At 28.2% G+C, this 26,137-nt stretch carries 25 protein-coding genes; 24 read left to right on the top strand and 1 reads right to left on the bottom strand.

Annotated elements, in window-relative coordinates:
• Positions 1-39: 39 nt before the first annotated feature.
• Both ACZ41D_RS09770 and holA read left to right on the top strand, forming a co-directional pair.
• Positions 40-2,532 carry a DNA internalization-related competence protein ComEC/Rec2 gene (locus ACZ41D_RS09770; protein ID WP_464151250.1) on the top strand — a complete coding sequence of 831 codons (2,493 nt, stop codon included), beginning with the start codon at positions 40-42 and terminating at the stop codon, positions 2,530-2,532.
• A 52-nt stretch (positions 2,533-2,584) separates the two neighbouring features.
• Positions 2,585-3,613: a DNA polymerase III subunit delta gene (gene holA / locus ACZ41D_RS09765; protein WP_464151249.1), complete on the top strand. Its 1,029-nt coding sequence runs from the start codon at positions 2,585-2,587 to the stop codon at positions 3,611-3,613.
• Between the two features lie 81 nt (positions 3,614-3,694).
• On the opposite strand, the gene rpsT is transcribed toward holA, so the two are convergent.
• Positions 3,695-3,958 carry a 30S ribosomal protein S20 gene (rpsT, locus tag ACZ41D_RS09760; protein WP_464151248.1) on the bottom strand — a complete coding sequence of 88 codons (264 nt, stop codon included), beginning with the start codon at positions 3,956-3,958 and terminating at the stop codon, positions 3,695-3,697.
• A gap of 321 nt (positions 3,959-4,279) precedes the next feature.
• On the opposite strand from rpsT, the gene gpr reads away from it, so the two are divergent.
• The 22 genes from gpr to ACZ41D_RS09650 all read left to right on the top strand — a co-directional run bounded on the left by gpr (position 4,280) and on the right by ACZ41D_RS09650 (position 26,131).
• Positions 4,280-5,254, top strand: coding sequence for a GPR endopeptidase (gene gpr / locus ACZ41D_RS09755; RefSeq protein WP_464151247.1), 975 nt, complete (start codon positions 4,280-4,282; stop codon positions 5,252-5,254).
• A gap of 127 nt (positions 5,255-5,381) precedes the next feature.
• A complete protein-coding gene (gene spoIIP / locus ACZ41D_RS09750) occupies positions 5,382-6,641 on the top strand; it encodes a stage II sporulation protein P (RefSeq protein WP_464153135.1) in 1,260 nt (419 codons plus the stop codon).
• 92 nt (positions 6,642-6,733) lie between these two features.
• Positions 6,734-7,276, top strand: a complete 543-nt coding sequence (lepB, locus tag ACZ41D_RS09745) for a signal peptidase I (RefSeq protein ID WP_464151246.1) — start codon at positions 6,734-6,736, stop codon at positions 7,274-7,276.
• Positions 7,277-7,325: 49 nt separating this feature from the next.
• Positions 7,326-7,664 (top strand): hypothetical protein, encoded by a 339-nt coding sequence (locus ACZ41D_RS09740; protein WP_464151245.1) that lies wholly within the window; start codon positions 7,326-7,328, stop codon positions 7,662-7,664.
• 158 nt (positions 7,665-7,822) lie between these two features.
• Complete coding sequence (gene lepA, locus ACZ41D_RS09735) at positions 7,823-9,634, top strand: translation elongation factor 4 (protein WP_464151244.1); 1,812 nt, start codon at positions 7,823-7,825, stop codon at positions 9,632-9,634.
• Positions 9,635-9,722: 88 nt separating this feature from the next.
• Complete coding sequence (gene hemW, locus ACZ41D_RS09730; protein WP_464151243.1) at positions 9,723-10,859, top strand: radical SAM family heme chaperone HemW; 1,137 nt, start codon at positions 9,723-9,725, stop codon at positions 10,857-10,859.
• A 145-nt stretch (positions 10,860-11,004) separates the two neighbouring features.
• Entirely contained in the window at positions 11,005-12,036 is a 1,032-nt protein-coding gene (gene hrcA / locus ACZ41D_RS09725) for a heat-inducible transcriptional repressor HrcA (protein WP_464151242.1), read from the top strand.
• A 100-nt stretch (positions 12,037-12,136) separates the two neighbouring features.
• Positions 12,137-12,796 (top strand): nucleotide exchange factor GrpE, encoded by a 660-nt coding sequence (grpE, locus tag ACZ41D_RS09720; RefSeq protein ID WP_464151241.1) that lies wholly within the window; start codon positions 12,137-12,139, stop codon positions 12,794-12,796.
• Between the two features lie 29 nt (positions 12,797-12,825).
• The gene (gene dnaK, locus ACZ41D_RS09715) at positions 12,826-14,655 is read left to right on the top strand and encodes a molecular chaperone DnaK (protein WP_464151240.1); all 1,830 of its coding nucleotides are present in this window, start codon (positions 12,826-12,828) and stop codon (positions 14,653-14,655) included.
• Positions 14,656-14,947: 292 nt separating this feature from the next.
• A complete protein-coding gene (gene dnaJ / locus ACZ41D_RS09710; RefSeq protein WP_464151239.1) occupies positions 14,948-16,069 on the top strand; it encodes a molecular chaperone DnaJ in 1,122 nt (373 codons plus the stop codon).
• Positions 16,070-16,211: 142 nt separating this feature from the next.
• Complete coding sequence (prmA, locus tag ACZ41D_RS09705; RefSeq protein WP_464151238.1) at positions 16,212-17,153, top strand: 50S ribosomal protein L11 methyltransferase; 942 nt, start codon at positions 16,212-16,214, stop codon at positions 17,151-17,153.
• A 5-nt stretch (positions 17,154-17,158) separates the two neighbouring features.
• Positions 17,159-17,905: a 16S rRNA (uracil(1498)-N(3))-methyltransferase gene (locus ACZ41D_RS09700; RefSeq protein WP_464151237.1), complete on the top strand. Its 747-nt coding sequence runs from the start codon at positions 17,159-17,161 to the stop codon at positions 17,903-17,905.
• 1 nt (position 17,906) lies between these two features.
• Positions 17,907-19,235 carry a tRNA (N(6)-L-threonylcarbamoyladenosine(37)-C(2))-methylthiotransferase MtaB gene (mtaB, locus tag ACZ41D_RS09695; protein WP_464151236.1) on the top strand — a complete coding sequence of 443 codons (1,329 nt, stop codon included), beginning with the start codon at positions 17,907-17,909 and terminating at the stop codon, positions 19,233-19,235.
• Positions 19,236-19,267: 32 nt separating this feature from the next.
• Complete coding sequence (locus tag ACZ41D_RS09690) at positions 19,268-19,612, top strand: histidine triad nucleotide-binding protein (protein WP_464151235.1); 345 nt, start codon at positions 19,268-19,270, stop codon at positions 19,610-19,612.
• Positions 19,613-19,726: 114 nt separating this feature from the next.
• Positions 19,727-19,918, top strand: coding sequence for a 30S ribosomal protein S21 (gene rpsU / locus ACZ41D_RS09685; RefSeq protein WP_464151234.1), 192 nt, complete (start codon positions 19,727-19,729; stop codon positions 19,916-19,918).
• A gap of 11 nt (positions 19,919-19,929) precedes the next feature.
• The gene (locus ACZ41D_RS09680; protein ID WP_464151233.1) at positions 19,930-20,373 is read left to right on the top strand and encodes a GatB/YqeY domain-containing protein; all 444 of its coding nucleotides are present in this window, start codon (positions 19,930-19,932) and stop codon (positions 20,371-20,373) included.
• 232 nt (positions 20,374-20,605) lie between these two features.
• A complete protein-coding gene (locus ACZ41D_RS09675) occupies positions 20,606-21,907 on the top strand; it encodes an NfeD family protein (RefSeq protein ID WP_464151232.1) in 1,302 nt (433 codons plus the stop codon).
• Positions 21,908-21,923: 16 nt separating this feature from the next.
• Positions 21,924-22,913, top strand: a complete 990-nt coding sequence (floA, locus tag ACZ41D_RS09670; protein ID WP_464151231.1) for a flotillin-like protein FloA — start codon at positions 21,924-21,926, stop codon at positions 22,911-22,913.
• A gap of 12 nt (positions 22,914-22,925) precedes the next feature.
• Complete coding sequence (locus ACZ41D_RS09665) at positions 22,926-23,366, top strand: hypothetical protein (protein ID WP_464151230.1); 441 nt, start codon at positions 22,926-22,928, stop codon at positions 23,364-23,366.
• A gap of 299 nt (positions 23,367-23,665) precedes the next feature.
• Positions 23,666-23,944, top strand: coding sequence for a sporulation protein YqfC (gene yqfC / locus ACZ41D_RS09660; RefSeq protein ID WP_464151229.1), 279 nt, complete (start codon positions 23,666-23,668; stop codon positions 23,942-23,944).
• 10 nt (positions 23,945-23,954) lie between these two features.
• Positions 23,955-25,154, top strand: coding sequence for a sporulation protein YqfD (gene yqfD, locus ACZ41D_RS09655; protein WP_464151228.1), 1,200 nt, complete (start codon positions 23,955-23,957; stop codon positions 25,152-25,154).
• Between the two features lie 2 nt (positions 25,155-25,156).
• Complete coding sequence (locus tag ACZ41D_RS09650; protein ID WP_464151227.1) at positions 25,157-26,131, top strand: PhoH family protein; 975 nt, start codon at positions 25,157-25,159, stop codon at positions 26,129-26,131.
• The last annotated feature ends 6 nt before the right edge of the window (positions 26,132-26,137 follow it).

Below are 26,137 nucleotides of genomic sequence, written 5' to 3'. Positions count from 1 at the left end.
TCCTTTTTAGTATATTTTTTAAATGGAATGGAAGATATTATGAAGAGACCATTTGCAATATTATTTTTTACCTTAGCTTTGGGTATATGTTTTTTCTATAAAATAAAAGTTTCACATAAACATTTATTTATTTTTATTAATCTTATAATAATTTCTTTTTTAACTTGTTTTATTATATGTAAAAAATTAGAAAATATTTCTAATTTAATATTACTCATTTTAATTTTTACTATAGGTGGATTTATTCTTCAATATAAAGCAAGCATTAGTTATCTGTTAACATATAAAGATAAAACTGTTGAAATAGAAGGTTACGTATTAGATACTATTAAAGTAGATTCTGAATATGGAAAATATTTATTTAAAGTAGAGAGTATTAGTTATAATGATAAACTCATTAAAGTTAATGAGAAAGCTTTACTTGAAATATATGGGAATAAAACTTTAAAAGTGGGCGATTTAATAAACAGTAAAGCAACTGTTTTGCAACCTAAAAGGAATACTAATCCTGGATTATTTAATTATAGACTTTATTTAAACACTAGAGGTATTTATGTTCAGATAAGGGCAAATAGTTATTATGTAAATGTCTTGAGTAAAAAAAACTTATCATTATACCGAAAATTGACTTCTACTTTTGCCAACGAAGTAAGCAATACATTTAGTCAAATTTTAAATAAAAAAAATGCCGGAATAATTAGTGGTATTCTTTTAGGTGATGATACATATATAGATAGTGATATTGTGAAGAATTTTAGAGAACTGGGACTAGCTCACGTTTTGGCAGTATCTGGACTTCATATTGGTATTATAGTGTATTTTTTCATAAATTTATTTAGATTTGTTGGTATAAATAATAAGACTGCTAAAGTATTAGCTACCTTAATGATTTGGTTTTATGGATTACTTATTGGATATCCTGTTTCAGTAGTTAGAGCAAATATTATGTTTACTTTATTGATATTAGCTACTTTAGTGCACAAAAGATATGATAGTTTAAATATATTATGCTTTGCAGGTTTTATAATGCTATTATATAATCCTTTATGGTTATTTGACGTTGGATTTCAGCTTTCACTTTCGGCTGCAGCCTCAATAATATTATTTAATAGTAGAAAATTCTATACTAACAATATAAAGGATAAAATTTTAAGTAAACTATCACCAATTATAGGAGTACAACTTGGAACTTTGCCTATAGTTTCATATCATTTTAATAAAATATCTATTATAGCGTTAATTGCCAATACATTAGTAATACCACTAATATCGATAAGTGTTGTATTAGGATTTTTATTAATTTTTTTTTCGTATATTTGCATAAAAATTTCTATTGTATTAGGTTTTATACTAAATATATTTTTAGATATTGTTAATATTTTATCAAACATTATAGTGAATTTTCCTATTACAAGTATGCCATTGAGGTCTCCAAGTTTTATTGAAGTAGTTTTATATTATATTTTGCTTTTATTAATATATAAGCATATTAAAATAGATTACTTCAGCTGGAATATTAAAAAAATACTATTTAAATATTTATTGGTAAATATTACATTTATTCTTCTACTTAATAATTTCAATCACGAAATATCTTTGGAATTTATAGATGTTGGGCAAGGAGACTGTTCATTAATGAGATTTGGTTCTAAAGCATATTTAATTGATACAGGTGGTAGTACTTTTGGAGATTATGATGTTGGTAAAAATATTGTTGTGCCTTATCTTAATAAAAATGGAATAAAGAAATTAGATGGGGTATTCATTAGTCATTTTCACGAGGATCATTGCAAAGGGTTACTATCTATTATGGACAATATAAAAATTAAAAGGATAATAATTGGACCAAGGAATGAAAAAAATACTCTTTATACAGAAATAGAAAGTAAGGCTAGTGAACTTAGCATACCTTTAGTAATTGTTTCTATGGGTGATAATATATATTTAAGCAAAGACATCTCTATAGAAATTCTAAGTCCTTCTGAAAAACTTATTTCTACATTTTCTAATGAGGAAAATAATTTATCTCTTGTGTTTCTAATGCAAGTTTTTGATAAAAAAATATTATTTACAGGTGATATTGAAAAAGAAGTGGAGGAAATATTATTAAAGAAAAATGATAATTTTAGGATAGACATATTAAAGGTACCACATCACGGAAGTAATACTTCTTCAACTATTTCATTTATAAAAACATATAATCCTAAATATGCGGTTATCCAAGTTGGAAATAATAATTTTGGTCATCCTGATGATCAAGTCATAAGGAGGTATGAGGATAATCATACATTAATATTAAGGAATGATGAATGTGGTTTAATTACTTTTAAGTTATACAATAATAAATTGGATATGAGTTATTATTTAAAAAAGGAATATAGTATTTTTAATATAATACAAAAATATACAGAAGAATTGTTAATTATAATTACTTATATTTTGTGTAGTATTTATTTGTCAAAGCTATATCAAAACATATATAATAAAGATAATCAAAACTTGAAATATTATACTTGTTTTCCTATAGATTAGTATATTACAGTTATTATCTAAGGATCAAAATAATTGGTGGTGAGGTGTACATATGAGTTATGAAGATATGTTAAATGATATTAAAAAAAATGCTATAAAATCAGTGTACTTATGTTATGGTACTGAAAAATACTTACAAGATTGGCTTATAAATGAACTTAAGATAAAATATATTGATAAAAAATTTGAATCCCTTAATTATATGTATTTGGATGGTAAAGAAATTACAATTGATGAAATACATAATGCTTGTGAAACTCTACCATTTATGTCTGACAAAAAGATTGTTATTGTTAATGATTTTTTCGATGGAAGGAAGGACATAAGTCGAGAATTAGAAGAAGAAATGGCAGAATATATATTAAAGTTAAATAATAAGACATGTTTAGTATTTTTATCTAATAGCGAAAAGATGCCGAAAGGACCTATAGCAAAAAGCATTAAAAAAGTAGGAAGAATAATAGAGTTAAAAAGGATAAAAGGAGAAGCATTAAATAAATGGATATTACACGTATTTAAAAAAAATAATAAAACTATTTCTAAAAATAATATTTTTTATTTACAACAGAATTCTTCCTATCTCGAGTATAGATCTGAAAAGACGTTGTACGATTTAGAAAATGAAATAGAAAAGATATGTAATTATGTAGGAGATAGAAAAGAAGTTACTGAAGATGATATAAATAAAGTTTTAGTAAAATCTATAGAAGGTGACATTTTTAAACTTGTTGATGGAATAGGTCAGAAACGTTGCGATGTCGCTTTAAATGTACTTAATGAAATGATTTTAGAAAACGAGCCTTTACAATTAATATTATTTATGATAATCAGACAATTTAGGCTAATTTATAAGGCAAAGCTACTTGATAATAAGGGATATAGTCAAGGAGATATTTCTAGGAAACTAAGTGTAAATTCATTTATTGCAAAAAAAATTATTTCTCAAGGAAGAAACTTTTCTATAGATGAATTAGAAAATGCTTTAGAAAAGTCTCTAATTGTAGAGGAAAATATCAAGCAAGGTTATATGGATGCCAAATTAGCAGTAGAGATGCTTATTATACAATTTGCATCGAAGTAAAAAATACAATTTGGTAATTTTGCTATACTCTTTGTATTTATAAGTAAGCTTCGGAATGATATCCGAAGCTTAAAAACCAAGCTACATAGCTTTATTCAATTTTTTAGCTAAACGGCTTACTTTCCTAGCTGCAGCATTTTTATGGATAGTACTTTTTGTGGAAGCTCTATATAATTTTTGTTCTATTAAAATAAGCAATTTTTTTGCTTCATCAATGTTTCCATTTTCTAAAGCAAGTTCAAATTTTCTAATATATGTTTTAATTTCTGATTTTCTTCTGCGGTTAATTTCTCTTTTCTTTTCTATTATATCAATTCTTTTCTTAGCTGATTTAATATTTGCCAACAGGCTCACCCCCTTCAAATACGACTAACAAGAGTTATTTTACCATGAAGAAATGTAAAATGCAAGGAAAATGTGTCATTTCTTTTATTCCCATATTTATATAAAATTATTCTTTTTAACGTTGAACTTTTTATTATATGAGGAAATTGCATAATTACTGAGAAAACTAAAATTTAAATTTACAAAATTTGTTAAATATTTATTTATGAAATTTAATTTTATTCGTTTGTGCAAACATAAAGAATAAAAAGTGATTATTAAGAAAATATAATAATATATTGGTATAGCATAAATATTATTGGATATTAGGAGGTGCTTGAATTGTTTCAAATTCGTACTGATTTAGCATTAGAAGCTAGGGAAATGTATAAAAAGAAATACAAAAAAGAGATTCCTGGTGTAGAAGTAGAAAAAGAAGAAAATAAAGATTATGTAGTAACTAGAGTTAAAATAATTAATGATGTTGGACAAAAAGAAATGGGGAAAAAGATAGGAACATATACTACTATAGAAGTACCAGCATTAAAAAGTGCTGATCAAGATTTAAAAGACAAAATTAGCAAAGTATTAGCTAAAGAATTGAAGAGTTTAACAAAAACAAATAAGTCTATGAAATCTTTAATTGTAGGTCTTGGAAACTGGGACGTGACACCAGATGCTTTAGGGCCAAAGGTTGTAAGCAAAGTATATGTTACTAGACATTATTTTGAAGCCTATAAAAAAAGTGAGGATGAAACTATGGCTAATGTTTCTGCTATATCCCCAGGAGTTATGGGGATTACTGGGATAGAAACGAGCGAAATAATAAAAGGGATTGTTGAGAAGACAAATCCTGATTTAGTTATTGCTGTCGATGCTTTAGCTTCAAGAAAGATGAGCAGAATTGCTAGCACTATTCAATTATCTGATACAGGTATAAGTCCTGGATCAGGGTTAGGAAGCCAAAGAAAAGCATTAGATAAGCAATATTTAGGAGTTCCTGTTATTTCTGTAGGCATACCTACTGTTGTAGATGCAGCAACTATAATAAATGATGCTATGGATTTGATTTTAGAATCATTAAAAAATCAAGCAGAAAAAGGAAAAGAATTTTATTCTATGTTAGAAAGTATTGATTCCCAAGATAAATATGAATTAATAAAAGAAGTTTTAATTCCACATATGTCCAATGTAGTAGTTACTCCTAAAGAGGTTGACCAACTTATTAGTAGTTTATCTCAAATAGTAGCAAATGGATTAAATATTGCGTTACATCCGGGGATTGATCTTAAAGATGTTAATAGATATATAAATTAACTAGTCATCTTTTACGATGACTTTTTATTCATATATCTTGATGATTCATAATAATCTAATTTAATGAATATAATTTGATGTATAGATAAAAATTGGATAAGCAATAGGAGAAAAGTAATTGAGCGAGGTGTTTATTATGCATAGATATTATAATGGATATTCACGGTTGTTTAATATTACTATTGCAATACTTTGTATTTCTATTGTATTTGTTAGTTTTCAATTATTTATGAAAATTATTAAATTAAATAAGTCTGATGATATGAGTTATATCCAAACAAATGAGGGAAAAACTGTATCAGTTTTTTCTGAAATTAAGGAAAAAGAAGAATGGGAAAATAAATATATTGAATCTAATATTAACCAATTTGATACTAGTGAATGGTTTTTAAACGTAATAGCAAAATCAAATACATATATGGAATACTTTATTAGTATGCACTTATCCAATAATAAATTCAACAATATTTTTTTTTCTGATAGCTTTTTAAATATTATTAACTTAGATAGTTATTTTAAGATTCATCTTCCTGCAATATTTAATATTATGGATTCAACATTTGCATTTAGTGACAAATATGCAAAAATAGAAAACAAAGAAGATGAAAATTCTCCTATGGTTTTAGAAGATTTAATATTTATTGAAGATCCTGAAGAATCAGAAAAGGGCGAGAAAATAGAGAACAATGTTAATGAAGAAGATATAACTGTTTCAGGGTTGCCCGAACCTAGTGATGTAGAATTAGTTAAAGTTAATACCGAAAAACCATATGTGCTAATATATCACACCCATGGTACTGAAGCTTTTTTACCAATAAATGAAAATCAATTTCATACAACAGAGAGAAAATATAATGTTATTAGTATTGGAGAAATATTATCTGATAAATTGAAAAAAGCTGGTCATAATGTGCAGCATGTTGATGTATATCATGATATTCCATCATATAATGAATCATATTATAGGTCATTAACTACAGCGAAAGACATTTTATCAAATAATAATAATATAAAAATAATATTTGACATACATAGAGATGGTGTAGATGAAAATGCAAGTTACATAGACAAAGCGAAAAAAGAAGCAAAGGTAAATATTGATGGTCAAGATGTTGCTACATTTTCAATGGTTATAGGAAATGAAAATCCCAATAAAGAACAATTGATTAATTTTGCAAAATATATTAAACTAATTTCTGATAAGATGTATCCAGGATTGTGTAAAGGTATTATTATAAAACCATATGGCAAATTTAATCAATATCTTTCTGATCATTATGTACTACTTGAAGTAGGGAGTAACTTAAATACAGTAGATGAAGCTAAAAGAAGTGCAGAGCTAATTGGAGATGTTTTAAATAATGTTATTAATCACATATTAGAATGAGAAATTACTTTGGTGTCTGTTAATTTTCAACTTTTTTTTAGTAACGTATAGTGGTATAATAACATAAAAAGTAATTTTGGGGAGGTAACTCTATGACAGAAGAAAAAAATGTAAAGAAAGAAGTGTATGAATGGATAAAGAGTATAGCCTTAGCTATAATAATTGCCATATTGATTAAAACTTTTATATTTAATACTACTTACGTTTTAGGTAGTTCTATGTATCCAACACTTCATGAAAAGGATAGATTATTTACTAATAAAATTGTATATACATTTAAGTCGCCAAAGCGAGGAGATATAGTAGTTTTGAAAGCCCCTGATGATCCAGAAAAAGATTATATAAAAAGAGTAATCGGTGTGGAAGGAGATTTAATTGAAATAAAGGATGGTAAAGTGTATTTAAATGGTGATTTATTAGAAGAAGATTACCTAGAAGATGATGCATATACTTACACTTATGGTCAAAATGTTTGGAAGGTTCCTAAAGGCTATGTTTTTGTACTTGGAGATAATAGACATAAATCAGCTAGTAAAGATAGTAGGTATTTTGGTTGTGTAAAAGTTGATTCTATTAAAGGAAAAGCAAGCTTTAGGTATTTTCCGTTTGATGGTAGAGTAGGTGTTTTAAAATAAATTAGAATATATATATAAAATGTTGTCTATAATAATTTTGGTGATTATTATGGGCAAGAGATTAGAAAGATATCATAGAGTAAGAAAAGAAAAAAAAATAAAAAGACAAAGATTTTTAATCGTTTTTTTGATGGTAATATTTTTTTTAACTGGTTTAGTAATAGTTGATAATTCTTTAAGAGAAATGATGTGTATAGAAGATAAAGGGTTATTTGATATTTTGAAGATAGAAGAAAATTATGATATTACGTTTATTGGGAAAAATTTTCATATAGATAGTAAAGATATTAAAACATTTTTAAAGGTAAAAACGGATTTATTTTTAGATGAGGTTTTTGAAATATTTAATACTATTGTTGGAAAGATATCTAGTGAAATTATATATTAATGATGACCAGGCATATGCTTGGTCTTTTAAAATTATATTATAAAACTTTGTTAAATGAATGTTTTATATAAAAAAGAGTATATGATATAATTTAATAAGTTGTTTTTATATAAATGATCGAATTATTATTATAAATAAGATTTTTAAGGAGGATACATATGCTTGAAAAAAAACAGGATAAAATACGAAATTTTTGTATTATAGCTCATATAGACCACGGTAAATCAACATTAGCAGATAGACTTATTGAAAAAACTGGTGTTTTAACAAAAAGGGAGATGCATGAACAGTTTTTAGATAATATGGATTTAGAAAGAGAAAGAGGAATTACTATTAAATTGCAAACTATAAGATTAGTTTATAAAGCAAAGGACGGAAATGAGTATATTTTAAACCTTATTGATACTCCTGGACATGTGGATTTTAACTATGAGGTATCTAAAAGTCTTGCGGCATGTGAAGGAGCATTATTGGTGGTAGATGCTGCTCAAGGCATTGAGGCACAAACACTTGCTAATGTGTATTTAGCAATTGAACAAGATTTAGAGATAGTTCCTATAATTAATAAAATCGATTTGCCTAGTGCAAGACCTGATGAAGTAAAGGATGAAATAGAAGATGTCATTGGTATTGATTGTTCTGATGCACCTATGGTGTCTGCTAAAGAGGGATTAAATATAGATGAAGTGTTAGAAGCTATAGTAAAAAGAATACCATCACCAAATGGAGATGTAAATAAACCTCTTAAAGCTCTGATTTTTGATTCATATTATGATAATTATAGGGGTGTTGTAGCTTTTATAAGGGTATTTGAAGGGAAAATAGAAAAAGGTATGACTATTAAAATGATGTCAAATGGAAAAGAATTCGAAGTAACAGAAGTAGGTATAAATGTTGCAAAACAGCTAAGTGTAGAAAAACTTGAAGCTGGTGATGTAGGTTATGTAGCTGCGAGCATAAAAAAAGTTGGTGATGCTAGAGTAGGAGATACAATAACAGATGCACATAATCCCACTGATAAACCGTTACCAGGTTATAAAAAGGTAACGCCTATGGTATACTGTGGCATATATCCTGCAGAAGGAGAAGATTATAACAGTGTAAGAGATGCTTTAGAAAAGTTACAGGTTAATGACGCAGCTCTAGTTTTCGATCCTGAAACTTCAGTTGCATTAGGATATGGTTTTAGGTGCGGATTTTTAGGTTTACTTCATATGGAGATTATTCAAGAAAGATTAGAAAGAGAATTTGACTTAAACATTATTACTACAGCACCAAGTGTTATATATAAAATAGTAAAAACGGACGGAAAAACTATAGATATTCAAAACCCGACAAACCTTCCACCTATGACAGAAATAGAAGTTATGAAGGAGCCTATTGTTGATGTTTCTATTATGACTCCAGATGATTATGTAGGGGCTATTATGGAATTATGCCAAAATAGAAGAGGCGTTTTTAAGAATATGGAATATATTGAATCAAATAGAGTTGTTATGCATTATGAAATTCCTTTAAATGAAGTTATATATGATTTTTTTGATGCTTTAAAATCTAAAACAAGAGGATATGCTTCATTAGATTATGAGCTAAAGGGGTATAAGGATTCTGAACTTGTAAAAATGGACATACTAATAAACGGTGAGTTAGTAGATGCTTTTTCTATTATTGTGCATAAAGATAAGGCTTATGAAAGAGCTAGAATGATAACTGAAAGGTTAAAAAATGTAATACCTAGACATCAATTTGCTATACCTATTCAAGCAGCAATTGGTGGGAAAATAATTGCTAGAGAAACAGTAAAAGCATTAAGAAAAGATGTTTTGGCTAAATGCTATGGTGGAGATATATCTAGGAAAAAGAAATTATTAGAAAAGCAAAAAGAAGGCAAAAAGAGAATGAGACAAATAGGTAGTGTTGATGTGCCACAAGAAGCTTTTCTTTCCGTTTTAAAATATGATGAAAAATAATTCTAAAATTTTCAATATATAGGGATCAATATGTGTTAATAAAAGCATTGAAGCTATATACCTGTCAAAACAATAAGAAGGTGAATTTATGAATGAAATTTCCATATACATACATATTCCTTTTTGCCAAAAGAAATGCAATTATTGTGATTTTAATTCTTTTTCTGATTGTTTAGATATAGTGCCAGATTATATTAGTTATCTGAAGAGAGAAATTGATCTGTATAGGAATGTACTTAAAAACTATGAAATAAAAACGATTTTCTTTGGTGGTGGAACTCCTTCATTAATTGATGCTAAATATATTGCTGAAACATTAAAGTATATTTATAACAATTTTAATATTAGTCATTTAAAAGAAATAACGTTGGAAGCTAATCCTAAAACATTAAATAGTGAAAAATTAAAGATTTATAAAGATATAGGTATTAATAGAATTAGTTTAGGGGTACAGACATTAAACGATAAGTTGCTAAAAAGATTAGGAAGGATTCACGACTCAAAAATATTTTATAAAAATTATGAAGAAGTAAGAAAACATGGATTTAAAAATGTTAATGTTGACGTAATGTTTAACTTGCCTAATCAAGGTATTGATGATGTATTAGAAACTTTAAATAAATTAGTAAAATTAAATCCTGAGCATATATCTTATTATAGTCTTACTCTCGAAAAAAATACACCTTTTTACAATGATTATAAAAATAATAAATTACACCTTCCAGATGAAGATACAGAAAGACTTATGTACCATAAAGGATTAGAATTTCTACAAAAAAAAAGATATGTTCATTATGAAATTTCCAATTTAGCTAAAGAAGGATACCAATGCTTTCATAATTTAGTATATTGGAAAGTAAAACCATATATAGGACTTGGCCTTTCTGCACATTCTAATATTAATGGTGTAAGATATGGGAATTATGACGACTTTAAAAACTATTTTTCTTCTATTGAGAATGGGAAATTACCTTTTAAGGAAATGGAGTTTATTGATAAAAAAATGGAGATGAGTGAGTTTACTATTTTAGGGTTAAGGTTGATAGATGGTATTAGTTATGAAGATTTTTATAAAAGGTTTAATTGTTCATTGGATAATGTATTTGGTGATATATTAAATAAATATGTGAATGAAGGGCTGATTAAGACCGAAGATAAAAGGGTAAAATTAACTAATAAAGGTCTGGATTTATGTAATCAAATTTTTGTTGATCTTTTACCTTAAAATAATGAAAAGTTTTTTATAGAAAGGTATTGACAAAATTTTATATCAATGATAACTTAAAATCGTAGGATTAGCACTCAATAACACAGAGTGCTAATAAAACACAAATATGATTGTTTTTATCATAGTTTTGAGGTGATAAGTTATGCTTGATGATAGAAAAATAAAAGTTTTACAGGCTATCATTCATAGCTATATAACTACCGCAGAGCCTATAGGGTCAAGAACTATATCTAAAAAATATAATTTAGGAGTAAGCTCTGCTACCATAAGGAATGAGATGTCTGATCTAGAAGATCTTGGTTATTTGAGTCAGCCTTACACATCTGCAGGACGGATACCATCTGATAAAGCATATAGATTGTATGTTGATAAATTAATGAAAGATGCTAAAGTTAATAATGAGATGAAAATGAATATAAAGCAAAAGTTATATCAAGAAATTGGAGAATTAGACCAACTTATTCAAAAATCAGCTAAAATTCTCTCTGGTGTTACTAAATATACTTCGCTTGCTGTTGCACCACAGATTAAGAAGACAATTTTAAAGCATATACAATTAGTTCCAATAGACGAATATAAAATTTTGCTGGTACTAGTGAGTGAATCTGGTATAGTTAAAAATTCTATACTAAGGATAGATGAAGCGATTTCGCCAAATCAGTTAAACAAAATCTCTAATTTTTTCAATGCCCGGTTGACAGGATATACATTTGAAGAAATAGGAAATAAGATAGAAGAAGAAATTGTAAAAGAGATGTACGATTTAAGTAGTATAATAAAAAAAGTCATACCAATTATAAGTCAGTCAGCATTTGAAGGATTAAATCATGTTACTTTATTTTCAGATGGAGTTACAAATATTTTTAATTTCCCTGAATATAATGATATTTCTAAAGCAAAGTCTTTTATTTCATTTATTGAAGATAAAGATGCTGTTATAGATACATTATTAAATACGGGATTTAATGATGTTGAAATTAAAATTGGAAGCGAAAATTGTTACGATGAAATTAAAGATTGTAGTGTAATTACTGCTACATATAAAATAAATGGAAAGACAATTGGTAAGATTGGGGTTATAGGCCCTACTAGGATGAATTATTCAGAAGTAATTTCAACTGTAAAATCCATAGCTGAAAGTTTAAATGAAGTTATAGAACAATATTTGAAGTAAAAATATATTTTGATAATAAAGGTGTAAGATTTTATCTTGCACCTATATATTGTGTTATTTAATTTTTAATAATATATAACTAATAAAAAAGAGGTGAAAAATGTTGGAACATAAAGACGAGTTAAAAAAGGATATGGATGATAGTATAGAACCTAATGAAGATGAAAATAAGAATAACAAATGTGATTCGCAAAAGGATGAACCAACAAAAAATAGTGAATGTTGTAGTGAAAAATGTAAAGAAACTAAAAAAGATTTAGATGATAATGAAAAAAAACAGAAAGAAGAAAATGAAATTAAAGAAAGCAGTAATAAGAGTAAAGAATATGAAGATCTACTTAAAGAAAAAGAAGAAATAAGTAATAGATTTTTAAGATTACAAGCAGACTTTAGTAATTATAAAAAGAGAGTTGCAAAGGATAAGGAAAAGATATATGCGTATGCAGCAGAAGAGCTAATAACTCAATTGTTACCTACTTTAGATAATTTTGATAGAGCGTTATCTTCTATAACAAATAAAGATGATGAGTTTTATAAGGGAATGGAGATGATATATAAGCAAACAATTAAAGTATTAGAAAATTATGGGTTAAAAGAAATAAAAGCAATAGGAGAAAAATTTGATCCTAATTTTCACCATGCAGCAGCAACGGAAAAAAATGATAAATATGAAGAAAATACTATTATAGAAGTTTTTCAAAAGGGATATTTGTTAAAAGATAAGGTTATCCGACCAAGTATTGTTAAGGTTATAAAATAAATTCTATTTTAGTTAAGGAGGAATAAATTATGGGAAAAATTATTGGAATTGATTTAGGAACAACAAATTCTTGTGTTGCAGTTATGGAAGGTGGAGAACCTGTTATTATTCCAAATGCAGAGGGTAATAGAACTACTCCATCCATAGTTGCTTTTACTAAAAATGGTGAAAGGTTAGTTGGCGAAACAGCTAAAAGGCAAGCTATAACAAATCCTGATAAGACGATAATTTCTATTAAAAGGCATATGGGTTCTGATTATAAAGTTAATATAGATGGCAAAGAATATACTCCTCAAGATATTTCAGCTATGATATTACAGAAACTTAAGGCAGATGCTGAAAATTATTTAGGAGAAACTGTAACAGATGCTGTAATTACAGTACCTGCATATTTCACAGATAGCCAAAGGCAAGCAACAAAAGATGCTGGAAGAATAGCAGGTTTAAACGTTAGAAGAATAATTAATGAACCAACTGCAGCTTCATTAGCATATGGAATGGATAAGGAGAATGAACATCAAAAGATTATGGTATTTGACCTCGGTGGAGGTACATTTGATGTATCTATACTTGAAATAGGTGATGGAGTCTTCGAAGTAATTGCAACTAAAGGCAATAATCATCTTGGTGGTGATGATTTTGATCAAGAGATTATAGATTATTTGGCAAATGAATTTAAAAAGGAAAATGGAATAGATTTAAGAAATGATAGAATGGCTCTTCAAAGGTTAAAAGAAGCAGCTGAAAAGGCTAAAAAAGAATTATCTACAACTATGACTACAAATATTAATTTACCATTTATTACTGCAACTCAAGATGGACCTAAGCATTTAAATATTGATTTAACTAGGGCAAAATTTAATGAGTTAACTGCTCACTTAGTTGATAAAACACTTGAGCCTACAAAACAAGCTTTAAGTGACGCAAACTTAAGTCCATCTGATATTGATAAGGTAATTTTAGTTGGAGGTTCTACAAGAATTCCTGCAGTACAAGAGGCAGTAAAAAAACTTACAGGTAAAGAACCTCATAAAGGAATAAATCCTGATGAATGTGTTGCATTAGGTGCTGCAATTCAAGGTGGAGTACTTAGTGGGGAAGTTAAAGATTTATTACTTTTAGACGTAACTCCATTATCCCTTGGTATTGAGACTTTAGGAGGAGTATTTACAAAACTAATAGAAAGAAATACTACTATACCAACCAAAAAGAGCCAAATATTCTCTACTGCTGCTGATAATCAAACTGCAGTTGATATACATGTACTCCAAGGAGAAAGACCAATGGCTCGTGACAATACTACATTAGGAAGATTCCAATTAACAGGAATTCCACCAGCACCAAGAGGTGTTCCTCAAATCGAGGTAACATTTGATATAGATGCTAATGGTATAGTAAATGTTTCTGCTAAAGATTTAGGTACAGGCAAAGAACAAAATATTACAATTACAGCATCAACAAATTTAACTGAAGATGAAATCCAAAAGAAAATAAAGGAAGCAGAAAAATTTGCCGAAGAAGATAAGAGAAAGAAAGAAGAAATAGAAGTACGAAATAATGCTGACAATTTGGTATATCAAACCGAAAAAACATTGAAAGATTTAGAAGGTAAGATTTCAGCTGATGAAAAGTCTAAAGTTAAATCAAAATTAGATGAATTGAAAAAAGCATTGGAATCTAATAATATTGATGATATTAAGAAAAAAACAGAAGAGTTGACTAATGAATTCCATGTGTTATCACAAAAAATGTATCAACAAACTTCGCAACAGCAAGGTAATGCGCAAGGAGGACAAACAAATAAAAAAGATGATGATGTGGTAGATGCTGATTATGAAGTAGTAGATGATGACAAGTAATTTTTACCAAAGCTAAATCTTTTGATTTAGCTTTGGCTTTTAATGGAGTTATTTTTTATAAGAATAAATTGTATAATTACTATATAGGGTATAAATTTTTATTTTGGTTTTATAGAATTTAAAATTAATTCTTTGTATAAAATTCAAAAAAGTTAGTCTAAAGATTAAATTTACAAGAGCTAATAAATAATATATATTGTGAAAAATTCTTATGGGTATTTTTAAAATTTATGAAACAATGATCAGACTATAAAACTAATTAATAATTACAACTTTGAAAGTTGGTGAAAGAGTGAGTAAAAGAGATTACTATGAAATTTTAGGAGTAAGTCGCAATGCAAGTGAAGATGAGATAAAAAGAGCTTATAGGAAATTAGCTAAGAAGTATCACCCCGATTTAAATCCAAATAACAAAGAAGCTGAACAAAAATTTAAAGAGGTTAATGAAGCATATGAAGTATTAAGCAATTCGGAAAAAAGAGCAAGATACGACCAATTTGGTCATGCTGGGGTTAATGGCCAAGCTGGCGGATTTAGTCAAGGATTTGGAGGCTTTGGTGACATATTTGATGATATATTTGATATGTTTGGTGGTGGATTTTCTAGTAATAGAAGATCAGGGCCGAAGAGAGGAGCTGACTTAAAATATAAATTAGACCTTAAGTTTGAAGAAGCTGCTTTTGGTGTAGAAAAGGAAATTAAAATCAATAGAAATGAAATTTGCTCAGCTTGCAATGGAACTGGTGCTAAAAATGGAACCAGTAAAGAAGTATGTTATAAGTGTCATGGTACAGGAGAAGTACGATATGCTCAAAAAACACCTTTTGGCCAATTTGTTAATGTAAGGACTTGCGATGTATGCAATGGAACTGGTGAGATTATTAAGGAAAAATGTGATAAATGCCGTGGAACTGGAAAGATAAGAAAAACTAAGAGGATTCATGTAAAGATCCCTGCTGGAGTAGATACTGGATCTGTAATACCATTAAGAGGCCAAGGTGAACCAGGAGAAAAAGGTGGAGCTACTGGAGATTTATATATTTATATTAATGTACTTCCTCATGAAATATTTGAGAGGGAAGGTAATGATATTATTTGTGAAATACCTATAAATTTTGTTCAAGCAGCATTAGGAGATGAAATTGATGTTCCAACATTGGAAGGTAAAATTAAGCATAATATTCCTGAGGGAACACAACCTGGTACTATATTTAAATTAAAAAATAAAGGAATACCAAATGTTAGAGGTTATGGCAGAGGAGACCAGTATGTAAAGATAAAGGTTGAAGTTCCTAGGAAGCTAAACCAAAAGCAAAAAGAAATTTTAAGAGAATTTGCTAAGGCTAGTGGTCAAAATCATGGTGAAAATAAGAAAGGTTTTTTTAATAAGGTTAAAGATGCTTTTGGAGGATAATCAATCACTCTTTGTATATACAAAGAGTGATTGATTATTTTTACATTTATTAATTATATACTGGTTTTTTTATTTTATATAGGGTATAATAATTGAGAAAATAGCTATTTTACTATTGATAATAAAAAGGATGTGAATAGTAATGAAGTGGATTGAGGTCCAGATAAAAACTACTACTGAAGCTGCTGAAGCTGTTTCTAATATAATGTATGAGGCAGGAGTAGGTGGATTGGCTATAGAGGATCCAAACGATATTATCATGCAAGCTAGCTCTGAGGAAAATTGGGACTACATAGATGAAAATCTGTTAGACCGAGATTTTGAAGGAGTTATTATAAAAGGATATTTTCCAGAAAGTGAAGATTTAAAGGATAAAATTGAACTAATAAAACAGAATGTTGAAAAAATTCCTCAATATAACCTAGACAAAGGGTTAGGCGAAGTAAGCATATCTGAAGTATATGAAAAAGATTGGGAAAATTCGTGGAAAAAATATTATAAACCCAAAAAGATAGGGGATAGAATTGTTGTTAAGCCTTCATGGCATGAATACCAAAAAAAAGGCGATGAAATAATTATTGAATTAGATCCAGGTATGGCATTCGGAACTGGAACTCATGAAACTACTATAATGTGTATTAAACAGCTAGAAAAGTACATTGATAAGGGGAGTATAGTTTTTGATATTGGATGTGGGACAGGAATATTAGGAATAGCATCAGCAAAATTAGGAGCAGATTCTGTTATATGTATAGATATAGATGATGTTTCTGTTAAAACAGCTCAGAAAAATGTCAAAATAAATGCTGTAGATGATATAGTAGAAATTAGACATGGTAATTTGTTGGATGTTATTGACGGAAAAGCTGATATTATTGTATCTAACATAATTGCAGAGGTTATAATTAAGATTTCAGAAAATATAAGAGACTATTTATTAAATGGAGGTATATTTATTTCTAGTGGTATTATTTTAGACAAAATTGATATGGTAAAGGAAAAACTTGAGGAAGAAAAGTTAAAAATTATTGATATAATTCAAATGGGCGAATGGGCTTGTATAGTTTCTAAAATGGAAGGATAATTTAGATGAATAGATTTTTTACTCATAAAGATAATATACAAGATGATATTGCTACAATAATTGGTGACGATGTAAGGCATATTAAGAATGTTCTTAGACTTGATGAAGGCAATCATATAATTGTTTGTGACTGTGAAGGAAATGATTATAAAGTAAAAATAACAGAAATAGCTGGTGATAAGGTAATAGGTACTGTTGAAGAGTCATATGCATCTAAGGGAGAACCTCCAGTTGATATTATTTTATATCAGGGGATACCTAAGTCTAATAAAATGGAACTAATAATTCAAAAGACAGTTGAATTAGGGGTAGTTGAAATACAACCAGTTATTATGGAAAGAACAGTAGTAAAAATTAAAGATAGAAGTAAAGAAAGTAAAAAACTGGTCAGATGGAATAAAATTGCTTTAGAAGCAGCAAAACAAAGCCATAGAGGAATAATTCCAAAAGTTAACAGTATAATCACCTTTGACGAGATGATTAAAGACCTTAAAGGGAAAAATAATATATTAGTTCCATATGAAAGTGAAGAAAATTATAAAATAAGAACTGCTTTGAGTAATTATAGTGGAAAGAAAATTAGGATAATTATTGGGCCTGAAGGAGGTTTCGATGAAGAAGAAATAGCAATTCTTAAAAGTTTAGATGCTGATATTGTTACTTTAGGGCCAAGAATTTTGAGAACAGAAACTGCTGGGTTTACTACTGTAGCTATAGTTATGTATGAGCTTGGGGATTTAGGAGTGATTTAATTTGAAAAAAGTAGCATTTTATACTCTAGGTTGTAAAGTGAATCAATATGAAACTGAAGTAATGGAAGAGAAATTTGAAAAAAAAGGATATAAGGTAGTCAATCCGGAGGAAAAGGCAGATATATATGTAATAAACACATGTACGGTAACTAATTTAGGAGATAGAAAATCGAGACAATTTATTAGAAGAGCGAAAAAGAATAACAAGAATGCTGTAATTGCTGTTGTTGGTTGCTACGCTCAAGTATCTCCTAAGGAAGTTTCTAATATTAAAGAAGTAGATGTGATAATGGGAACAAAAAATAAAAATAATATTGTAGATTTATGTGAAAAAGCTATGTTTGAGAAGGTAAGAATTAATGCTGTAGATAATATAAGTGACCTTAGAGAATTTGAGGAAATGAGTATTGAAAATAATAAGTTTAAAACAAGAGCATATATTAAAATTCAAGAAGGATGTAATAGATATTGCTCTTATTGTATAATTCCATATGCGAGAGGCCCAATCAGAAGTAGGTCTTTAGATAATATTATATTGGAAGCAGAAAAACTGGCTCATAATGGATATAAGGAAATAGTTTTAACTGGTATACATATAGCTTCATATGGATTAGATTTAGGAACTATTAGGTTAATTGATGTAATAGAGAAAATTAATTTAATTAGTGGTATAGAAAGGATAAGATTAGGATCTCTAGAACCCACGTTGGTTGATAAAAATTTTTTAGATAGATTGGTGAAATTAGATAAGGTTTGTGATCATTTTCACTTATCGCTACAAAGTGGTAGTAATTCAGTATTAAAGAGGATGAATAGAAAATATACTACTGAACAATATAGTGAAATTGTCGATTTAATTAGAAAATACATGCCTGAATCAGGTATTACTACAGATATTATAGTCGGTTTTCCTGGAGAAACAGATGAAGAATTTGAGGATACGTATAGATTTATTAAAAAAATAGGTTTTTCAAAGATACATGTATTTAAATATTCTCCAAGGAAAGGAACACCTGCAGCTATGTTTAAAAATCAAATTGGTGGAAATATAAAAAATGCTAGAAGTAAAAGTCTCATTGATTTAGGACACAACTTAACCGTATCATTTAATAAAAAGTATGTTGGTAGATTATTAGATGTTTTGTTAGAAAAAAAAGTTGAATATGAAGGAAGCATATATATGGAAGGATATACTTCAAATTATATTAGAGTTCTTACAAGAGCAAGCAATAAATTGAAAGGTAATATTGTTCCGGTAAAAATTACGAGCTTAAAAGATGAAAATTTGATTGGGGAAATAGAGGATTTTAAAAATAATTGTAGAATATAATTAATTATGATTAAAATGAGGAGGTGAAATGGGTGGCTGACTGTATTTTTTGTAAAATAGTTAATGGAGAAATTCCTTCAAAGATAATATATGAAGATGATAAGGTGGTTGCTTTTGACGATATAGACCCCCAATCTCCTATACATTTTTTGGTTATACCAAAAGAACATATTTCTTCTGTTAATGAATTAAATGACAATAATAAAAATATCATATCACATATATTTATTATTATAAAAAAAATATGTATTGAAAAAGGAATATCTGAAAATGGTTATAGGATAGTGAATAATTGCGGACAGCTTGGAGGTCAAACAGTTCCTCACCTACATTTTCATGTATTAGGTGGTAGACAAATGCAATGGCCTCCAGGTTAAAAATAAGTTGCATTCAAGTTGTGTTTAATGGTATAATATTCAAGTGCCAAATTCCACTTACTGCTCATAGTTTAATAGTAAACTATAGGCAGTGAAAGAGGGGAGGGAAACTGTATGTCAGAGGTTAAGGTTAAGGAAAATGAGTCCTTAGACAGTGCACTAAAAAGATTTAAAAGGCAATGTGCAAGATCTGGTGTTTTAGCTGAAGTTAGAAAAAGAGAACACTATGAAAAGCCTAGCGTGAGACGTAAGAAAAAATCTGAGGCAGCAAGAAGAAAAAAGGCTAGAGCTGGGAGAAATAGATAAGAGGTGAGATTATGTCTCTTAAAGAGAGACTTATGGAGGATCTTAAGTCCTCTATGAAAAACAAAGATAAAGTGAGAAAAAATGTCATTACAATGGTAAGATCTGCTATTAAACAAAGAGAAGTTGATGAAAGAATTGAATTAGAAGATGAGGATATAATCAATATCATATCTAAACAGGTGAAACAGAAGAGAGATGCAATAGAAGATTTTGAAAAAGGTAATAGACAGGATTTAGTTGATCTTACACAACAAGAAATAAATATATTGATGGAATACTTGCCTAAACAGCTCACTGAAGATGAATTAGAAGAAATTGTTAAAAAATCCATAGAAAAAGTTGGTGCAACTACTATTAAGGATATTGGAAAAGTAATGTCTGATGTTCTTCCAAAGGTAAAAGGAAAAGCTGATGGAAGTATGGTAAATAAAATTGTAAGACGTTATTTGAAATAAACTTGGATACATTGTATCCAAGTTTTTTGGTATTAAAATATTTAGTTTGAGTATATATGATAAAATAAGTTTTAAATATATATTTATAAAAAGATAAATGGTATAATCATATTAATAATAATCTATTTTAAGAATAAAATATATATAGTGTTTTATTTTTAGAAACTTACAAAATTTAACAAAATATTTTACAATACAATTTTTTTATTGTTTAATTGAGGGAGGTGGTATATTGTTTTTTAAGAATTTGGTCAAGAGTTTTTTTACAATATTTATATTAATTACAATTTTATTATTACCTAATTGCGTTATTGGCCAAGAAAATGAAAATGTATATGTAATACCAATAAATGGTAATATTAACAAGGCAACATATCAGTTTGTCCAAAAAGAAGTAAATAAAATTGAAAAATTCAAACCAAAGGCTATTATTTTTGAAATAGATACTTATGGAGGGTTAATAAGTGAAGCAGGAAAAATAAAAGATTTAATTTTTTCTCTTGAAACACCTACAATATCTTATGTGAATAATAAAGCTGAATCCGCAGGTGTATTAATCACTATATCTAGTGAAAAAATTGCTATGTCTGAAGGAGCTACAATCGGTTCTGCTGAAACTATACCAAATGATGAAAAAACCCTTTCTTTATGGGTGAGCTGGTTAAGAGATGCTGCAGAACGCAGAGGGAGAGATGACGAAGTTATTGCCGCTATGGCTGATAAGGATATAGAAATAGATGGTTTGGTAAAAAAAGGCAAATTATTAAACTTAAATGCAACGAGAGCAAAAGAAACAGGCATTACTGATGTTATAGCTAATAGTTATGAAGATATTTTAGATTATTTTAATATAGAATATAATAACATTGTTAAATCTGATATTGACTTAAGGACAAATATAGCTAAATATGTTTCAGATCCTTTTGTAAGTACATTTTTGCTTATGATAGGTTTTATAGGATTAATTGTTGAAGTATTTACTCCTGGTTTTGGATTAGGAGGGACTATTGGATTTATTGCATTTTCATTATTTTTTGGAGGCAATATTTTAGCTGGTAATAGCACTTGGAGTGCATTGATTCTTTTTGTAGTCGGTATAATATTATTGTTAATTGAGGCTGCAGCTCCCGGTTTTGGAGTACCAGGAGTTGGTGGCATTATAAGTATATTTATTAGTATTGTTTTAGCTATGAATTCTTTTAAGGTTGCAGTTATATCTTTTAGCATTGCAATAATTGCTACTGCTATTGTTGCAGTATTGCTAATTAAATATGGATATAAAAGTCCGTATTTAGATAAAATAATATTATCTACCAAACTTGATAAAGATCATGGTTATATTAGCTCAGAAACAAAATATGATTATCTTGGTAAAGAAGGGATAGCTGTAACTGACCTTAGACCTTCAGGAATAATTTCAATCGATGATAAAAGATTAGATTCAGTTTCTGAAGGAGGATTTATTGAAAAAGGGGAAAAAATAAAGGTGATTAAAGTGGAAGGATCGAAAATAATAGTTAAATCTATTAACTGAAAAAGGAGGTTTTTATATGCCATTTAATTTTAGCTTTCTTGTTTTGGCTGTAGTTATTATTTTTGTATTAATTTTGTTTTTTACATTTGTACCAGTAGGATTATGGATAACAGCATATTTTTCTGGGGTTAAAATAGGTATTTTTACTTTAGTTGGTATGAGACTAAGAAGGGTTATACCATCGAGAATAGTAAATCCCTTGATTAAGGCAACAAAAGCAGGTTTAGATTTAAGTGTGGATAAATTAGAAGCACATTATTTAGCAGGAGGAAATGTAAATACTGTTGTTGACGCACTTATTGCTGCTCAAAGAGCTGACATAGCTTTAGGTTTTGAAAGAGCTGCTGCAATAGACTTAGCTGGACGTAATGTCCTTGAAGCTGTACAAGTAAGTGTAAATCCAAAGGTTATTGAAACTCCAAAAGTTGCTGCAGTTGCTAAAGATGGAATTGAAGTTATGGTAAAAGCAAGAGTTACTGTTAGAGCAAATATCGAGAGATTAGTTGGTGGTGCTGGAGAAGAAACAATAATTGCTAGAGTTGGTGAAGGCATAGTTACTACAGTAGGTAGTGCTGTTTCTCATAAAAATGTGTTAGAAAATCCAGACCAAATATCTAAAACGGTTTTAAGCAAGGGGCTTGACGCGGGAACTGCTTTTGAAATTCTTTCTATAGATATTGCAGATGTTGATGTTGGAAGAAATATAGGCGCGCAATTACAAACAGATCAAGCTGAAGCTGATAAGAGAATTGCACAAGCAAAGGCTGAAGAGAGAAGAGCAATGGCAGTAGCACGTGAACAAGAAATGAAAGCTGAGGTTCAATCTATGAAGGCTAAAGTAGTTGAAGCTGAGGCAGAAGTACCTCTTGCTATAGCAAAAGCATTTAAAGATGGGAATCTAGGGGTTATGGATTATTATAATATTAAGAATCTTACTGCTGATACTGAGATGAGAAATTCTATTTCTAAAATGAGTAAAGAAAATAATGATACATCTGATAATTAAAGGATGATAGATATGGATTTTTTTGATATATTGATTCCAATTGTAGTTATATTTGGTTCTATAATAAGTAAAAGTTTACAAGACAAGGAAAAGATAAAAAAGGAAAGATTAGAAAAAATGCAAAATATAAATGATGAACCAAATAGTGAAAATTATATTTCTGAAGAAAGAGTAGAAACAAAAATGAAATCTAAAAATCAAAATATATACCAAAATGAAAAATATGAAGAAGATCAAGTATATAATGATTTTGTAAAAAATAATAATTATGTGTTAAATGAAATAAAGAATATAGATGAAAGTACTAATAAAAGACAGCATAATTTAAATAATAATACTGTTTCAAAATCCACATCAAATTCTTATTTTCTGTTTACAAAAAATGATATAGTAAGGGGAATTATTATGTCAGAACTTTTAGGTAAACCTAAAAGTTTAAATAAACATAAATAAAAAGTAAAAAGGATGCAGATTAATCTGCATCCTTTTTTTAAATTCACATTAATTTTTTTATGTAATGATATGTAAGTATTTGTTTGAATCTTCTTAAAGCAAAATCATGTAATACTATTGTATTTTTAGCATAAATTTTATATTAGGTAATTGTAGAATACTATAATAGAAATTTTGCAAGCTTTAAATTCGAAAATTCTGATTTTAATTAGTCTTAAAGAGAATTTAAACTTGCAAAATTTAGTTTAAACAATAATTTTTTGCTAAAAGATAAATTAAAATATGAAGGAGGACTTAGTGTGAAAAAAAAGATTGAAGATATTAAGTCAAATCTTTCAGATGTACTTGAGCTTCCTAAGGATATAGTAATGGATTTACCTAAAATAACTATGATAGGAAGCCTTCAAATATATGTAGAAAACCACAAGGGTATAATAGAATACAATAATGAAAATATAAGAATCAATTCAAATAGCGGGATAATAAAAATAACAGGAGAAAAAATGTACATAAAGACAATAGTGACTGAAGAAATAATTATTGTTGGTGATATAAAAAAAATTGAATTTTTGAAATAGGGGTGCAATTATGCTTGTTATTAGGTTATGGAATTATTTTCGAGGATATGTTATTATAAAAGTTGAAGGACTAACATTAGAAAGGTTTATTAATCTATCTATTGCAAAAAACATATATTTATGGGACATTATAAGGCATGATTATACAACTATTGAAGCTAAAATTAGTGTTTCAGGTTTTAAAGAATTAAAAGAAGTAGTTAGGTCTGTTGGGTGCAGGATTAGTATTGAAAAAAAAATTGGCTATCCTTTTGTAATTCACAAATTAAAATCTAGGAAAATGTTAGCTTTAGGTTTTATTATTGCTGTAACAATAATATTGTATTTAACTTCCTTTATATGGACCATAGAGATAAATGGGAACAATAGAATAAGTGATGAAAAAATAATTTCCTTTTTAAAACAGATAAATGTGGAACCTGGAACGAATAAGAACAAAATTCAAATTAATGATATAAGAAGAGAACTTTTAACTAAAATTGATGATTTTACTTTTGCTAATATCGAAATAAGGGGTACTAAACTTATTATTGAAGTTAAAGAAAGAGAAGAAAATCCCCAAAAATTGTATAGTAATACTCCTTGTAATATTGTAGCACAAAAAAGAGCAGTTGTAGAAAAAATTATTGCTAAAAATGGAGAAGCAGTTGTTAATGTAGGAGATATAGTCGAAGAAGGTAGAGTATTGATTTCTGGTATAATTAAGAATGAAAGACTAGAAAATGACTTGCTTGTTCACGCAGATGGTATAGTACTAGGAATTACTAGATATAATAAAGTAATTAAAAAAAATATTGAAGAATATGTAAAGGAAGAAACAGGTGCATATTTCACAACAAAAGAGTTGAAGATTGGTGAAAAGAGAATCCAATTGATTAATGGAGAAATACCATTTGATGATTATAAAATTGAAACTGAGAGAAAAAGAGTAATAGGTTCTAAATATTTCAATATACCTTTAGAAATAGTAACTTATAATTATAAAGAAGTTAAAGATAAAAAAGTTAAATATAATATTGATTTTTTAAAGCAATCATCTATTGTTGAAGGTACACAAGAGATTATGAAAAGTATACCTAAAGTTGAAAAAATATTATCTAAAGATGTTAAACATTATATTGATAATAATATACTAATTACAGAAATTAGTGTTGAGGTATTGGAAAATATAGGTATTGAAGAAAAGATTGGAATGGATAGGGAGGATTAGTTTTGCAAAAAGAAACCCAAGAGAAAAAAATTATTATATCAGATGATTATTTAGTTAGAGAACTGTTTGGAAGTTTTGATAAAAATGTTAAGATAATAGAAAATGAACTTAATGTTGATATATTGTCAAGAGAAGGAGAAATACGAATAATTGGCGAAGAAGATAATATCAAATTAGCTGAAATACTTATAGAGAAGTTAATAGAAATTATAAATAAAGAAGGTAAACTAACTGAACAAAACATAAATTACGTGATTAGACTCGTTTGTGCTGGAAAAGGGGACAAGATTAATGAGTTATTAGACGATACAATCTGTGTTACTTCTACAGGTAAAATGATAAAGCCTAAAACTCTTGGACAAAGAAGATATATCAACTCTATAAGAAAGAATGATATAGTTTTTGGTATAGGGCCTGCGGGAACTGGAAAAACGTATTTAGCTATGGCAATGGCAATATCTTCTTTTAAAAATAAACAGGTAAATAGGATTATATTAACAAGACCAGCAGTAGAGGCAGGAGAAAGCCTTGGATTTCTACCTGGAGATTTACAAGAAAAAGTAGATCCATATTTAAGACCTCTGTATGACGCTTTATTTGATATTCTAGGAGTAGAAACTTTTACAAAGTACATGGAAAAAGGATTGATTGAAATTGCTCCTTTAGCTTACATGAGAGGAAGGACTTTAGATTCTTCTTATGTTATCTTAGATGAAGCCCAAAACACTACTAGTGATCAGATGAAAATGTTCCTTACACGTTTAGGATTTGGCTCTAAGGCCATTATTACTGGAGATATAACTCAAATAGATTTGCCAAAAGGCAAAACTTCTGGACTTATAAAGGTAGCAGACATATTAAAAGATATTAAAGGAATTGGATTTGTGTATCTTGATAAAAATGATGTTGTAAGGCATCAACTTGTTCAACGGATAATTGAAGCTTATGACTATTATGAGAAGAAAAATAATGTATAAATAGGG

This window comes from Brassicibacter thermophilus (assembly GCF_055378355.1).
This window is presented reverse-complemented; position numbering and strand designations above follow the sequence as displayed.